The following is a 16066-nucleotide window of genomic DNA, read 5'->3' on the forward strand; positions in this document are numbered from 1 at the left end:
ACACGCACCAAGAAGATACAGCAAGCGCAACGCTAAATAATAGAGTGCTCGATTAGCGTCCGCTAAAAGCCAATTGAGCACGCTTGGTGTGTTATGAGATTTATATTCAATAGTCTGTATTCTAATATCAAGTACCTGTCTAAAGTTACAGCCTTTAGGCAGGAACACTTAATCTAAACGGCAGTTACACAGAATCTGGGACAGTCCTTCTAAATCAAAAAAGCCATAAAAGTCATTACTTTTATGGCTTTACTGTTCTGTTGTATATTTTGAAGCTTAGACCTAGCTTTAAATTAAATAAGCGCCTTTAAATCAGTCAGCTTGTCTAAAACTCCATCAGGTGAATATTTCACCAGCTGCTGCTCATTTTGTGCACCAGATAGCACACCTAAAACCAGCCCACACTCTGCATTTTGGCCTTCCTCAATATCGATACCACTATCCCCTGCTTTTAATACTTGCTGTGAATTCTCGATATTAAACTGCTTCATCGCAAGAGTAATCATATCAGGACCTGGGCGGCCATTTTCTACGTCATCGGCTGTTACTAGTGCATCTACTTGATCTCCCACAGACCACCCTAAGATAGTCAAAATTTTATTAGCAGTCTTAGCATCATATCCTGTATTCAATACGACATTACGACCGCTCGCCTTCAACTGCTCGAACAACTCTGACATGCCTTCAAACTCAGATAAGGTGTCCTTGTTATAAGCAGTTGCAAGATTGACTTTAAAGGCTGCAAACGCCGTATCCGTTAACGATTCAATATCAGCATCAGATAAATCTAGCATGTCCAAAATATCACGGATGGCGTTGCGTTTTTCTTTACCTGCACCATATTCTAAACATAACTCAAGACTCACTTGCTTATCTGACTTGCCAGCGCGCATCAGTGCTTCATTGATAGCATTACATACGGTTTTATAGACCAAGTTACCTTCATCTACTGTGGTGCCAGCCATATCAAACACACAGAGTCTAATATCAAAAAATTTATTTTTAATACTGTTTAAACTATCACTATGTGAGCTGCTGCTTGTTACATTATTCTTTACTGTATTCATTACTTTGATTCCAATACTAATTCAATTAACTCTTCGCCAAATGCGAAACCTGTTGATGCCCCTGTACCACTGGTGACTGCACCGACCACCACACCTTTTTCAGGTGATGTCTTAAATACCACCTCGTCCGCACTTGGATATACACCCAACCAGTGCTGAGTAATATCTATCTCGCCAATATCCATCACCTGCTTAAACTCATTAATGATTAGATCATCAATTCGAGTGTCTCTAAACGGTAGTTCTCTATCACTATAATCATGACTATCGCCAATGATTAGTGAGCCATCTTCAGACTGAACCACAATTAGGTGGACACCTGCTTGACGCTCTGCACTTTGAATATCGTCAAGTAAGGTTTTTAGTACCGTAGCTTCAGGTAACTGAGCAAATCCATCATAACGGGCAAAGCTTAAATCTGACATGACAGCGGCATTTAATCTAAATGCTTTTTTGGGCATGACTCGCATCATATTTAGCGTGCAAATTTTAGCTTTGGTCTTAGCGAGCACTTCTGGATATAAGCCAGTAAAGTCAGCTCCTGGGCAGACCACACAATGCTCAGCGTTAAGGACACCACGGCTGGTATGCACTTTTGGTAATTCCACCGAAGTCACTGTGGTATGATTATAAAAGTCCACACTCTGCGTCTCTTGTAACCAATGAGCCAGCTTAGCAATTGCAGTATTGGACTCCACTCTAAGCTCATGCGGGCTATATAACACCCCTTCTCCCTTGTTCAGATAAGGCGCGGCTTCATTAATTTCAGACTGTGTCAGTAGTCGGCACCCCTCACCCATTTCAGTCTTTAAAAAAGCGTGTGCAACATCTACCGCTTCAGGTCGCTGCATTAACATATGCAAACCGATATGCTCTACCTGAATACCTGCTTTTGGCGCAATCTCGGCCCAAATATTACGCGAGTGCATGGCGCGTTGCCAATGCTCACCTCGACGCTGACCACTAACTGTCACAAATCCAAAATTACGAACAGAAGCATCTTTGTTCTGAGACTGGCGTTCTACAACTGCAACACTCAGCCCCTTTTTAAAGGCGGCGTAGGCGCTTGCCAGCCCAACGATGCCCCCACCTACGACGACGACATCGTATGTTTTATCAGAAAGTATTTTGCTCATTGTCATATCTGCTCTTCCCATACATCTTTATTAATTAGCCCTCTACTTGCTTAACCTATGAACTAATATAGCTAAGCATGAATGGGCATTATTTTGATTCAACTAAAATTACTCACCATGGAAAAAAGCACGGTGCTTATCTAACAGCTCGGCAGTTAATGGCTCTGGATAGGTCTTAGAATTATCAATCTGATTCTCAGCAGCTACTGTCTCGCCGTCATACACAATATTTGGATAAATCTCTAATAAACCTGGGCGAGCTTTAGTGACAATTAATTCAGCCATTTTCATTGCTTTAGGATTGGTTTTCTCTCCTTTATCAATAACAGCAACCGATTCAGTCAATGTGTAATTACCTTCACTGGGATCAACAAAATCAATAGGTAAACCTTTTGCTTTATTAGCGACTGCCTGATGACGTAAACCAAAACCGATAGGCACCTCACCTGCCATTACCTTTTTAAGAGGACCAGAGCCAGATAGTTCTAAGTTAGGTCCTGCATTTTCACGAATAGCATTCATGATTTGTTGACCTTCAACATCGGTGCCATATTCAGCAGCAATATCTTGTACAAATAGCCAACCGGTTGACGAGCCATTTGGATCAACCATAGAAATTTGGTTTTTATAAATAGGATTGGCTAAGTCTTTAGCACTGGCAGGTACTGGAAGGTTATTGGCTTCCATCTCTTTGGTATTGAGTAAAATGGCACCCGTAAAGCTAAGGATTGGTGCATAGTAATTAGGCGTCGCAATCTGTGGGTTTGCCGTAAACGCTAACGCTTTAAACATTGGGTTCTTTGCTTGAGCACTTTCGATATAAAATGAGCTCATTGTCACCATGTCAGCTTCAATATTTTTTCCTTCAGCTAATAGTCGGCCACCAAGCTCACCTGTTCCGAATGATTGAAATATGTATTGACCTTCAAAGCCTGCCTCATCAAGCACCTCTTGAATAACCTCGACTGCCTCTTCATCAGCATTACTATAAATAATCACCTCCTCGCCAGCTGTATCGTCTGAGCTTTGCGATCCACAACCTGCCACTAAAACTCCACAAGTCAATCCCGTTACTATCGTTCTAAATAAATTCATTGTTGTTCCTGATTATTTGAATGGTTAAAAGTTAAATTGGTTTTCGTAACATCAATGCCTAAACTGTGTTGAGATATTTAAGCGACCGTCGTCACTGTGGTCTTGTTCACTTTTATTTTTATTGTGCCATTGATGCTTCTGGTATAAAGGTATCGCGCCACTGCGAAGAATATTAATGCCGTGATATTTGTGAGTAGCACCATCAGCGACAAGACAAAAATCTCATCAAAGCGGGCGAAGTGCTGTAGTTCAACAATTTTTGTAGTCAGCACCATCGTCTTTGCACCTGAAATGAATATCACTGCACTGATGCTGACCATCGCACTGATAAAGAAGTACGAGGCCACTTCGATAAGTGTAAATATTGAGTTGGGTACAACAATTCGGCGTAAAGACTGTAGCCATGAGTCTCCAAGTAAAGAAGCTGTGGTCTCCCAACCTAAGTTCATTTTTGATAGTGCGTTTTTACTCATGAGATAAGGTGTTGAGAAGTAATGAATGATATTACTAATCACAATAATAAAGATGGTGTTCGATATCGATGAGCCTGAGAAAACCATCAGGTAAGCAATACCAATAACCATACCCGGCACTGTATTGGTTACTAAGGCTGAGCTTTCTATCGTCAGCTTTCCTATCTTGAATAACCCTGAGCGCTCGTATATCAACGCGGCAACATAGGTAATAATAGTGCCAAAAATAGCCGTTAAGGTCGCGACCATAAGTGAGTTCTTATACACTCGCATTAGGTTCGAGGACTCAATCACCTTAGTAAATGTGTCTGTACTAAACGCCATCTCGTAAGGCCATGTCTTAATCCATGGAATGATGAAGATCACAGCAAATACGAATAATAGTGAAATCAAAATGCCACTGGACAACACACCCAGAATCCTGTCTTTGACTTTTGAGGTGGGCAAGTCAAAATGCTCTACTGAGTCATACCTGACATTAAATCGAGCCACATACCAAAGCAGTAGAATGCTCAAGACAGAGGGAATTAGCATAAACAAGGCAACCACAGAGCCCTTTTCAAACGAGGGAGATGCACCCAATATTTGGGTATAAAGCTCAGTGGCGATAACCTTGTACTGACCACCAATAGAGGCTGGAATACCAAAGTCAGTAAAGGCTAAAAAGAAGCATTGAATGATAGCGGCTGCAAACGTACCAATTAAAGGACGAATGACCGTCATATCTATCTGGCGTAAGCGTGAATCGCCCATCAGTTCTGATACGATTACGAACTTCTTATCCAAATATTGAAAAGTATTGTTAAGTAGTAAAAAGGCTATTGGCAAGGTATAGATGGTGTAGCCAAGCCACATACCATAGAAACCATATATGTCTTCAAACAACTGAAAGCCAATCATCTTAGTAAGTAGACCTTGCTTACCAAAGGTGTAAATAATGGCAAATCCATAAGTCACTGTTGGCAATAGCATAGGAAACAGTGATGCAAGCTTAATGGTTTGTTTAAAACCCTTTGGCAAGTTAGTCCAGTGCACCGTATAGGCAAGGATAAATGCCAAAAAGGTGGCACTCATCGCACTAACAATGGCGACAAAAAAACTATTTAACATCACTTGTCTGAAGTCATTACTGCTGATGATATCGACATAGTGGCTTAGACCTAATCCATCAGCCACATTAAATGACAGCACCAACATTTTACCCAAAGGCACAAACATAAAGACGAGAAATAGCGCACCAATGAAAAGCCACGAAGCTTTCATTAGCGGTGAGTTATTAAGTTTCATAATGACCTACGCGCAAAATAAGTAAGTTTTGAAAGACCAGCGTTGGCCTAGTGCGATTAACCTTTGTTAACCCTTGGAGGTATCTTTAATGGATTTAGCAGCTGTGCGCTGGATTATGGAATTGATATCTTCAGTGACTGAACTGCCATCTAGCACAGGTCTCATTTGAGTGTATTTTTCTAATGGATCAGCTGGCGCATCGTCCGTTTCAAATAGGCTCAAGATATTACGACGTTTGATATTGAGCTGATTTAAGATAAAGCTCTTAACAAAATCATTGGCAGGGTTTTTGATGATTTCTGATGGTTTGGCATATTGAGCTACTTTGCCGTCTGATAACAACAAAATGCGATCAGAGAGTGTCATCGCTTCTTCAGGATCATGTGTCACAATCAAAGTGGTTAGCTCATAACGCTCTGCAATCTCACGAATACGTGCCTTAATCGTCTCTTTAATAACTCCATCTAAAGCAGATAAAGGCTCATCTAACAATAAAATTTTCGGCTTCATCACTAAAGTACGCGCTAATGCAACACGCTGCTTTTGCCCACCAGAGAGCTGGCTGATTCGCTTGTTCAAATGCGGCTTAATCTCCAAAAGATCAACCAGCTCATCAACCTCCGCTTGCGTACTTACGTTAGGTCTATTACGTAGCCCATATTCAATATTCTGCTTTACATTCAAGTTAGGAAACAAAGCATAGTCTTGGAATACAATATTGAAACCTCTGTGCTTCATAGGCACACGTGTGATGTCTTCCTTATCATAAGCAAGTCGACCAGAACTAATATCGGTTAGACCTAAAATAATATGCAGCAACGTGGTTTTCCCACAGCCAGATGGGCCTAATATTGAAACAATCTCACCCTTATTCACTTTTAGGGAGATATCCTCAAAAATAACTTTACCATCATACTTCTTAGTCACATTTCTTAGTTCTAACATAATTTTAAGCCCAAACTTATATTTTGGTATTGGCAGTGAGTGATAGCTCAAGCAAATACATTTAGGTAAATTGTTCAATGCTTTAATCGTTTACATGTAACTAATATAGAAGATGAATATGACAGTTTGGCGTCAAATATAAGGTTAACTTATACATTTAATCATTCAGTCTTATTTATCGTGTATAACTTCTCGTACTTCCCAGAGATAAGCCTGACAATCTCTGAAACCAAAACGAAAGACGGCGGTCATATGACGAAAAAACCTTATACTTATAATCAACTAAACATCTTAGACTCTGTGCTTGAGGAAGGTAATTACACGCAGGCAGCTAAACGTTTAGGCGTGTCTCAATCTGCCATTAGCCAAGCACTATCTACGCTTGAAAACAACCTTGGATTTAAGCTATTTATACAGCGTGGCAGACATCTTGTGCCAACAGATTACTGCTTAGAGCTTGGGTCGTTAACGAGTAAAATACGAGCAGTTGAAGATGATCTAGAGCAGCTGATTCAAAGAAGTAAAATCTTTGAAGCGGCTATATTAAAGGTAGCTCTATGCAGCCCGCTGCCGGGCACTGAAATTATCAGGCAGTTTAGTAAGCGCTATCCCAAGCTACAGACTGAAATCTATTTTGGTAATTTCTATGAAACGTTCAGTAGAGTCGTTAACGGTCAAGTAGATGTTGGCATTCTTGCAAATGTGCCAAAAGATGACAGGTTACAGTTTAAGAAATGTGCTACCCAGCGGCTCGTTGCTTTATGCTCACCGAACCATCCTTTTGCATCAAGAGAGTCTATAAGCTTAACTGAGTTGGCGTCGGAAACCGTCATATTCCGCACGCACGGCTCTACCACTCAAAAACTTATAAATGAGGCACTAGCAAAAATTAATTTAGAGATAACCCCTACGTATATCGTAAACACCCAAGAAAGTGTTTACGATGCGGTTTACCAAAACTTAGGTGTAGGATTTGCATGGAGCGAAAGCACAATAAGAAAGGATGGTTTTGTGAAGGTGCCCATTGCGGAGCTACCTTCAGATTATGACGAGGTAGTTTTTTCACTCAAAAATGTAAACAATTTAGTGGTGACTGCTTTGATGAATTCTTTAGATACCTCTGGTTAGACTGTTTGAAAAAAGCATCCTAGTTTTTTCATTGTATACGTATCTTGCGAATTAATTTTTTTGCATCAAATCCATTTATCATAATTGCTCTCTTGGGAACAATAAATGTGGTTGTAGAGAATGTGGTTGTAGAGAATGTGGTTGTAGAGTAAGTGTTTAGGGCGTGTCTTCATTTCAGAAATGGTGATAAAAATGAGATAAATTGCCGTCAAACAAGGAAAATAGCGCAGATAATATCGGGATATTAACCAGCTATTTGACGATGTTTGGCAAGATTTAGCCATTTTTAGCCCATTCAGATGACTATCGAGTGAATTGAAGACACGCCCTAGTTCATTTGAATACCTGTCACACTTGTTTTTGCCTGCATGATTAGTGATAAGCAATAAAGAATTAGTGCTAAGGCTAAGAAAATAAAAGTCAGAGGTAAAAACAAGCTTTCTTGAAGCACGCCATCATAACCAATGTCACCATAAAATAAGCTTTCCATCAGTCCAGACAGTGTAGCGAGGGCCAGCATAATTGAGCCGCTGATAAATAATTTAGATGTCATGAAAGCTCCATAGGCTGATATTTAAGAATAATAAGTCATTCTAAATTTAGAAGCATTCATCAAGTCATGAGTGCTTAGGCATATATCGTATATGAAATAATCCGCGGATTGGGCGCGCTCCTATTTTTTCATAAACTATTCATACTCGGTCTTTAAGAACATCAACCTTCATGAAAGTAAATCTATCAGTCGTTGACTATAACAATTTGTGCGATCAAGCTGTAGACCCAAACTCAAATCGCTATCATGTGTTCTACCAAAAAATCTAAAAAAACGCGTGTTTTTGGTGAGACCATATCTCGCTTTAAATAAATAGCGTAAGTGGCACTGAGTTCTTCATAAGGACTAAAAATATGATCTGGCATGACTTGAACCAATGACCCGTTCGCCAATTCACTTTTAACAGCCCACAATGGGATTAGCGTCAGACCTGTATGATTCAATACCAGCTGCTTCTGACCATTCACGGAGTTCACTGAAACCTGACTATTAATCATCAACTTCTTACTATCTTCTGCTATCAAAAACCACTCTTTCCAACCGTTATAACCATATCGGATACATTGGTGATCAGCTAGATCGTCAATGCTACAAGGCGTACCATTATTTTTTAAATATTGGGGGCTTGCACACAGCAGAAAATCATTAAATACCAAGCGTCTGGCAATCATGGTCGAATCAGATAGACGTCCACTTCGAATAGCCACGTCAATATTTTCTTCTATAAGATCTACAACCCGTTCTGTTAACTCAATTTTTATATCAATATCTGGATATAACGACATAAATTTCGGTATTAACGGTAATACCATACTTTCACCAAAACCGACTGTCATGCTGATTTTCAGCTTACCCTGTGGCGCTATTTGTAAATCATTAACGACTCTTTTGGCATTATCAAACTCTGACACAATTCGCTGAGAGTATTCATAATATTTGTGCCCCGCTTCAGTCAAACTGGTGTTTCTAGTCGTTTTATTCAGCAGACGTACCCCCAACTCCTTTTCAAGCACCGCTAACTGCCGTGAAATGGAAGACGGCTGTACATCAAAGATGCGGCTGGCTTCTGAAATGCTACCGGTTTCGACAACACTATTGAAATATGCCAATCGATTTATTGAGCTCATCGCCACTCCTTTATTAAGTTGATAGGTATTCCATTTAACTGTAACCATGGCTTGCTCAAAAAGCAAAAGTAATTTGTTTACTGGGTAATGGCATGCTGGATTAGCAACGTCTAAACTGATTGTCCTGAAACAAACAATAAGACATTCACACCAGTAAAGGGCAATAGCATGAAAGCGATGATCATTAAAGAAATCGGTACAACTGCAGTTTTTCAATTGGCAGAAAAACCAAAACCAACGGCAACACTAGGTCATATGGTTGTGGAAGTGAAAGCCACTAGTGTGAACCCTATTGATACCATGCTGCGCTCAGTCGAGCTGCCTTGGTCGGAGAATTTGCCAGAGATACTACACGGTGATGTAGCTGGTATTGTGAGTGAAATAGGTGCTGACGTCACTGAATTTAGTGTTGGTGACGAAGTTTATGGTATGGCTGGTGGTCTCAACGGTACTGATGGTGCACTTGCTGAATTTATGTTAGTTGATGTGCGTTTAATGGCTAAAAAACCTAAAACACTCAATATGAAGCAAGCCGCAGCCCTGCCGTTGGTCGCACTCACTGCTTATGAGGCACTCGTACAAAAAATGAATGTTAAAGAAGGCGATAATGTCTTGATTCATGGTGCAACAGGAGGTGTTGGTCATATTGCCGTTCAACTAGCAAAAGTACTTGGCGCGACAGTCACCGCTACCTACTCTCCTGCTAATCGTGCATTAGCACAAACACTAGGCGCGGATCATCTAGTGGATTATACAACAGCGGAGGTTGATGACTATGTGGCGATGTATACTGACGGCGTGGGTTTTGACAAAATTTTCGATACGGTGGCTGGTGATAATATTCAAAAATCTTTTGAAGCCGTTAGATTCAATGGCCATGTCGCCACTATTTTACCGATTGCAGATCCATTGCAAGTTGCTCTCAAAGCCTTATCCTTTCACAGTGTTTTGGTGCTCATTCCATTATTTCATGGTGTCAACTATGAATCGCACGGTCGTATCCTGACAATGATTGCAGAGCTGGTTGATAGTGGCAAAATCACGCCTATCATAGATGATAGTAACTACTCTATTTGGGAGGTAGCACGCGCGCATGACCATCTTGAATCAGGTAAAGCAGTGGGTAAGATTACGCTTACTATATAGTAGTATTAGGGCGTGTCCTCATTTTGAACATGACGATAAAAATGAGATGTTCACAGATAGTAACGACTCTCTAAAATAACACAGCTCGCTCGTAGAAACTCTTATAACGGTAGGATCATTATTTTATTTGGAAGTTTCTAACAAATGGAATACGGGTAGTCGCCACTTTGCTCTAACCGCTGCCATACGGATTAAATAACCAGCAACCAAACTAACAATGACACTGATATTACTACTAACAGTAAAATACTGGAGTGTTAAATATAAACACGCAACGATCAAGGATAAAATGACTGACTCTAGCATTATTGCTTCTGTTGGCACGACTGGTGGTTCATACGACAATGCATTGGCTGAAACGGTCAATGGAGCATATAGGTCTGATTTGAAAGACGGTATTATGATATTAATCCTGTCAGGCATCACTGCCTGACTCAAGTAAATCAGCCTCCGGTATACTCGGGGCGGTTCAGCCTCTCTAAAACTGCTTCCCCATAAAGTCAGATATTTTAACAATTTTATGATGGACTACTATGGCACACCGCCTTACTGGGATGAGCAGATAGTGAGCAAATCAGTAGCAAATAGTTAGCGAAATTTACAATGCCTTCGCAGTGACATCCTCTCCCCATCCTCCTCCTAGTGATTTATAAAGGTTCAGTAGCATTTGTGCTCGAGCAAGCTGCGAGTAAATCAAGTTTTCTTGTATTTGTTCCGAGTCGAGCTGCGCTGTCAGAGCTTCATCTAACGTTTGATAACCATAACGAAACAGCTTTTCGGCATCGCTGGCACGCTTGGCAGACTGCTGATAGGCCGTATTCAGCAATTTTTGTTGCTGTTGTAGAGCCTGATGCGCCTGATAGGTATTATCCACCTCACCGAGCGAGCGCAGTAGCCGTCGATCATATTGCAGTAGCGCCGTTTGCAATCGAGCGTCTGCGCTGTCAATATTGGCCTTAATCCGACCATTCGTAAAAATGGGAACCTGTATACCCACACTCAATATACTGCCCCAACCTTTCAAATCTGGCACATCACTGTCAACGTCAATGCGTCCGCCTTGACCTAAAAAACGAATGGAGAAACGTGGCAGCAGATCGGCTTTGGCACTTGCCAGTTTGGCAGAATAGGCATTGACTTGTGCACCATAGGCACGCAGATCTGGACGACGTTCTAGCAACCCTTGGGGCGTTTGGCCACTGGGCGCACTCGGTTGATGATTGAGAATGTCCACAGTCGTAGAAGGCAGCTCAAAACCTTGCGGTACTTGCCCGATAAGTACGGCTATGCTACGTACGTGCATGGCATACTCTGAATTGATTGTGCTTTTCTTCGCACGCATAGCATTGAGTTTACTTTGGACATTATTAACTTCATACATGGTGACTTGACCCGCTTGAAAACGCCCTTTTATATATCGCTCAAAGCGCGTCAATATCTCTACATTGCGGGCGGTAATGACTTCACGCTGCTGGGCGGCACGGGCTTGAAAATAGTGATCAGCAATTTGATCTGCCAGTAGCATTTGCGCGCCATATACTTTTTCTTGTACACCCAACGCCGCATAACGTGCGGCATCAGCATCACTTTGTTTTCTGCCAAATATATCTGGCTCCCACGCAGCAGAGAATCCCGCATTAGCATGACTGCTGTCTATATCTTGGTGCGTCTCCAGCAGCGCTGTACCAGCACCCAATAGACGACTGAGGTTGTCATTTGCAGATAGATGAGCCGAACCATTTATAATGCCCGCTGAAGCATTGACGCCAGCTTGTGGCCCAAGATCAGCAGTGGCAAGACGACTGATTGCCACTGCTTCTGTAAAACGACTTTTAGCGATACGGATATCGGGGCTGTCTTGTAAGCCTTGCTTTATCAGGCGACTTAATAGCGGATCTTGCCATTGTCGCCACCAGTGGCTAATTTCTGGACTGCCCTTCGCCGCTTTGTTTTCGTCAAATGTTGTCGGAATAGAAATGTCACTTTGGCGTACAACCTGTGTGCTTTGGCAGGCGCTTAAGATCAAGACCAATGCTCCCAAACTCACAATTTTGGATAATGGAAACATGCGCTTCTCCTCCTTATATTCTCTATCATTATTTTTAATTCAGTGCCATGGTCGAATATCAAACACGCCCTAGGACGTCTCTTAGGATATCGGTATACATATGACTGGCTTTTATTGAGCCAAATTGGGCCAGCCTGTTTTGCACATTATCCTAGCTTTTCAAGCATCGCTTTAAATCGTACTAAAGCAAAAATAAGAAACACGACGCCGATACCTGTCATGACTAATAGCTCAGGCCAAACAATGTCCAAGCCAGCATTACGGAATAAAACATTTTGAGTAAAGCTGACAAACTGAGTCGTGGGCCAATACTCGCTTATCATTTGTGCCGCTTCGGGCATATTGCTGCGCGGTGCTATAGAGCCAGATAAGAGTAATGATACGACTAGGACAGGCAACATCAATAAGGCAAACTGCGGCATACTCGGTGCCATGGTTGATAGCATAATGCCGAGAGAAGATATGGAGAACAGATACACGACCACACCACTACCGAATAAAAGCAGCGACCCGTTAATGGGAATGCCAAGCAGATACTGGACCACAAAAACCATCGATAACATGGAGGCACATAAAATCACCAAGCTATTGGCAAGTATTTTTGAAATCACGATTTCTGTTGTATTGACTGGCATCACCAACAGATGCTCGATGGTGCCACGTTCGCGTTCACGGATAACGGCAGCACCGGACAACCCTATTGCCAAGAGCGCAATCATATTGCAGACTTCCATAACTGGTGTGTACCAGTAGCTGTCTCCGTTTGGGTTAAATATCATGTTCAGTACTGGCTTGACCAATAACGGTGGATCGGCTTGTTTTAAAAAATCACTCACTTCCTGATTAAATATTTGGAGAATATAGGCTTGCCCAATACCTGCTTGAGTCATGGTGGTGGCATCAATTAACAGCTGAACTTGCGGTTTTCGTCCAGCCAGCACATCCCGTTCAAACTCAGGTGGAAACTCCAATACAAAAATAAGCTTGCTTTTGTCCATCAATTCATCGACATCTTCGCGTTTCACATCGACAGGAGGCAGAAAGTAAGGTTGTTGTAGGGCATCTCGAATTTGTCTGGTCAGGGCTGTACGGTCTAAATCTATAATACCGACAGGCGCATTGCGTACATCCGTATTGATGCCTTCTGCCACAGTATAAATAGTGACAGAGAACACGAAGCCAATCATGAGAAACAGTATCTTGTCTCCAAACAGACTGCGTAATTCTTTGATGGTCAACGTCCAGATATTTTTAAAAGTCTGCACTTATACCTCCTGCTTTTTCAGGAAAATAGAGGCAAATGTGATAAATGCCAAGGCAAAAGCGGTCAAAACCATGTACTCCGTCAAAAAACTGGACCAACTCAGTCCTTTAGTAAACCCGCCAATACTGATACGCTGATACCAAGATGCGGGGAACCCGACCCCAATGGCATAAGCGATGCCGTCCATACTAGAGAGCGGGTACAACAACCCAGAGTAGTTAATGGTGGGTATCAGAGTGACGATGGCTGTGACAAACAAGGCGGCAACCTGTGTGCGAACCAAACTAGACACTAAAAGCCCCAGTCCTGTAGACACATAGACCAACAGCAATGCGCCAAAAGACATCGCCAAAAAAGAGCCTTTTATGGGCACTTTGAACCAAAATATGGCCATGAGCACAAGTATGAGATAATTGATCAGTCCCAGAACGACATAAGGTAGCTGTTTTCCAAGTAGGTATTGAGGCACACTGGCTGGTGATGTGTAGAGGTTTGATATCGAGCCAACTTCACGCTCACGTACCACACCCAGCGTGGTCATCATTGCCGGAATCAACATGAGTATCATCATTAGCACACTGGGAATGACCGCGTTCACACTTTTGAAATCTTGGTTATACATAAAGCGTGGAACCACTTCAGCGGCAGGGTCTAAGTCGATAGCCAAGCCAGTATCTTGAAGAAGGTCTTTGATATATATCCTCATAATCCCTCCTACATAGCCCTCAATATTGGCCGCATTGAATGGCACTGTCCCATCAATATAAAAGCTCGCTTCTGGTTGTCTATTGGCCAATAAATCACGTCCATAATCCACTGGAATATCAATGACCAATTGCGTCTCAGAGCTTCTAAGCGCGTATTCAGCGGCCTTTATAGAGTCTACGGGTGACGTAGATGTAAAATATTCTGAGCCCGAAAAGTACTCCGTCAACTGTCGACTTTGTGCAGAGTGATCTTGATCCAGTATGGTATAAGGTAAATCGTGCACATCAAACGAGATACTCCAACCAGTCATGACCATCAAAATAATGGGCCCAACGATAGCAAAGAACAGCCTGATTTTATCGCGTAATAGCTCTTTAAATTCGCGCGTGGCAAATGTCCAAACAGTGGCAAACCAATACTTAAGCGTGTCGGTTTTGTCGGTTTGACTATCAGGTTCAGACGCTATGATCGCTGATTCTGCTGGCGTATTTTCAGTCGTGTCGTTTTGGCTGGTGGGTTCAGTGTCATTTTTTTCATCTTCGAGCAGATACTCTACAAAGGCTTCTTCGAGGTCCTCTGCTTGTTTATTATGTGTCAGCTCTGTCGGTGTACCAACGACCAGCACGCGACCACGATGCATAAAAGAGATGCGATCGCATCGACTGGCCTCATTCATAAAATGAGTAGAAATAAATATCGTGATTTTATCTTCTCGTGAAAGCGTCAATAGCTGTCGCCAAAACATATCACGAGCACCAGGATCGACACCTGAGGTTGGCTCATCCAGAATCAATACTTCGGGATGATGTAGACAAGCCGCTGCCAGCTGTAATCGTTGGCGGATACCCAGTGACAACGAGGCTGGCGCTGTATCCGCCACGGCACTGAGGTCAAATTTATCTAATGCATCCTTTACGGCCTGCTGTCCACGCTCTCCTTCTATTTGATAAAGGGTTGCATGCAGCTCTAAATTTTGACGTACGCTCAATTCTTCATAAAGCGAGAAAGACTGCGACATATAGCCGACACGCATTTTTGTCGCTATGTCATTTGCATCGATAGATTGACCCAGTAATTTGGCTGAACCCTCTGTTTTATCAATCAATCCAGTCAGCATTTTCATCGTGGTCGATTTACCACAACCGTTAGACCCCAAAAAACCAAAAATCTCACCTTTCTCAATACAAAAGCTGACATTATCAACCGCTGTAAAGTCTCCAAAACGCTTGGTTAGGTTTTTTGCCTCAATAGCGGGCGGTGCATCAGGATCAGGAACAAATGGCGTGATAACCAATGCGCCTGCATTTGTTTGTTTCTCTGGTGGCAATAGCTTGATGTAGGCTTCTTCAAGTGACGTGACATTCAGCTCTGTCATAACGGTTTGCGTCCGCTGATTGGCTAAGAGCTTGCCATCATCCATCGCTAGCAGGTATTCAAAATTTTTGGCTTCATCAATATAGGCTGTCGACACGATGACCGTCATCTCTTGACGTTCAGCTTGTAGCGAGGCCACTAATGACCAGAATTGACGGCGTGATAAAGGGTCTACCCCTGTGGTTGGCTCATCCAGAATCAGTAAGTCAGGATTGTGCACCAATGCACAGCATAAGCTCAGTTTTTGCTTCATTCCGCCCGATAGCTTGCCAGCCGCACGATCAGGAAACGGTGCTAGCCCAGTTGCCTCAAGCAAACGGGCTATTCGTACATGGCGCTCATGTGCATTCAATCCAAACAGTCGCGCATGAAATTCCACGTTCTCATATACTGACAGGGTTGGATAAAGATTATGTCCTAAGCCTTGTGGCATAAAGGCGATATGTTTTGACAGCGCCTCACGTGCAGATTTTTCTGCCATATCCTTACCGAATACTTGCACGGAGCCATTTTGAATGACCTTGACCCCTGCAATAAGAGACAACAACGTTGATTTTCCGACACCATCAGGACCAATTAGTCCAACGGTGCTCCCTTGTAAAATATTTAGGGAAATATTATCAAGAGCAACCGTCTTGCCATATGTATGCGACACAGTGTTAATTTCAACGGCGGTATGTTGGCTATCCATACGT

The 16066-nt window shown here is 42.3% G+C and carries 13 protein-coding genes; 3 read left to right on the plus strand and 10 right to left on the minus strand.

Going from position 1 to position 16066, the window contains the following annotated elements; translation table 11 throughout:
• Nucleotides 1–293 precede the first annotated feature (293 nt).
• The 5 genes from IE130_RS04440 to IE130_RS04460 form a co-directional block, all read right to left on the minus strand.
• Nucleotides 294–1067: an HAD family hydrolase gene (locus IE130_RS04440; RefSeq protein ID WP_189582209.1), complete on the minus strand. Its 774-nt coding sequence runs from the start codon at nucleotides 1065–1067 to the stop codon at nucleotides 294–296.
• Entirely contained in the window at nucleotides 1067–2209 is a 1143-nt protein-coding gene (locus tag IE130_RS04445; RefSeq protein WP_189582212.1) for a TIGR03364 family FAD-dependent oxidoreductase, read from the minus strand. Before IE130_RS04445 ends, IE130_RS04440 begins: the two co-directional genes overlap by 1 nt.
• A gap of 102 nt (nucleotides 2210–2311) precedes the next feature.
• Nucleotides 2312–3298: an ABC transporter substrate-binding protein gene (locus IE130_RS04450; RefSeq protein ID WP_189582215.1), complete on the minus strand. Its 987-nt coding sequence runs from the start codon at nucleotides 3296–3298 to the stop codon at nucleotides 2312–2314.
• Between the two features lie 77 nt (nucleotides 3299–3375).
• The gene (locus tag IE130_RS04455) at nucleotides 3376–5058 is read right to left on the minus strand and encodes an ABC transporter permease family protein (RefSeq protein ID WP_189582218.1); all 1683 of its coding nucleotides are present in this window, start codon (nucleotides 5056–5058) and stop codon (nucleotides 3376–3378) included.
• A 66-nt stretch (nucleotides 5059–5124) separates the two neighbouring features.
• Nucleotides 5125–6003, minus strand: coding sequence for an ABC transporter ATP-binding protein (locus IE130_RS04460; protein ID WP_189582221.1), 879 nt, complete (start codon nucleotides 6001–6003; stop codon nucleotides 5125–5127).
• A gap of 252 nt (nucleotides 6004–6255) precedes the next feature.
• On the opposite strand from IE130_RS04460, the gene IE130_RS04465 reads away from it, so the two are divergent.
• Nucleotides 6256–7131, plus strand: coding sequence for a LysR family transcriptional regulator (locus IE130_RS04465; protein WP_189582224.1), 876 nt, complete (start codon nucleotides 6256–6258; stop codon nucleotides 7129–7131).
• A 328-nt stretch (nucleotides 7132–7459) separates the two neighbouring features.
• Here the strand turns inward: IE130_RS04465 and IE130_RS04470 are convergent, their stop codons facing one another.
• The gene (locus IE130_RS04470) at nucleotides 7460–7684 is read right to left on the minus strand and encodes a hypothetical protein (protein WP_189582227.1); all 225 of its coding nucleotides are present in this window, start codon (nucleotides 7682–7684) and stop codon (nucleotides 7460–7462) included.
• A 233-nt stretch (nucleotides 7685–7917) separates the two neighbouring features.
• Entirely contained in the window at nucleotides 7918–8811 is an 894-nt protein-coding gene (locus tag IE130_RS04475; RefSeq protein ID WP_189582230.1) for a LysR family transcriptional regulator, read from the minus strand.
• A gap of 168 nt (nucleotides 8812–8979) precedes the next feature.
• Between IE130_RS04475 and IE130_RS04480 the strand changes: the two genes are divergently transcribed.
• Together IE130_RS04480 and IE130_RS04485 are read left to right on the plus strand one after the other, a co-directional pair.
• Nucleotides 8980–9957 carry a zinc-dependent alcohol dehydrogenase family protein gene (locus tag IE130_RS04480; protein ID WP_189582233.1) on the plus strand — a complete coding sequence of 326 codons (978 nt, stop codon included), beginning with the start codon at nucleotides 8980–8982 and terminating at the stop codon, nucleotides 9955–9957.
• Nucleotides 9958–10246: 289 nt separating this feature from the next.
• Nucleotides 10247–10390: a hypothetical protein gene (locus IE130_RS04485; RefSeq protein ID WP_189582236.1), complete on the plus strand. Its 144-nt coding sequence runs from the start codon at nucleotides 10247–10249 to the stop codon at nucleotides 10388–10390.
• Between the two features lie 165 nt (nucleotides 10391–10555).
• On the opposite strand, the gene IE130_RS04490 is transcribed toward IE130_RS04485, so the two are convergent.
• The 3 genes from IE130_RS04490 to rbbA form a co-directional block, all read right to left on the minus strand.
• Nucleotides 10556–12025, minus strand: a complete 1470-nt coding sequence (locus IE130_RS04490) for an efflux transporter outer membrane subunit (protein ID WP_189582239.1) — start codon at nucleotides 12023–12025, stop codon at nucleotides 10556–10558.
• Nucleotides 12026–12171: 146 nt separating this feature from the next.
• Nucleotides 12172–13290 carry an ABC transporter permease gene (locus IE130_RS04495; RefSeq protein WP_189582241.1) on the minus strand — a complete coding sequence of 373 codons (1119 nt, stop codon included), beginning with the start codon at nucleotides 13288–13290 and terminating at the stop codon, nucleotides 12172–12174.
• On the minus strand, nucleotides 13291–16062 hold the full coding sequence (gene rbbA / locus IE130_RS04500) for a ribosome-associated ATPase/putative transporter RbbA (protein WP_189582244.1): 2772 nt from the start codon (nucleotides 16060–16062) through the stop codon (nucleotides 13291–13293).
• Nucleotides 16063–16066: the final 4 nt, after the last annotated feature.

Source organism: Psychrobacter glaciei, assembly GCF_014652895.1.
GTDB classification, from domain to species: Bacteria; Pseudomonadota; Gammaproteobacteria; order Pseudomonadales; family Moraxellaceae; genus Psychrobacter; species Psychrobacter glaciei.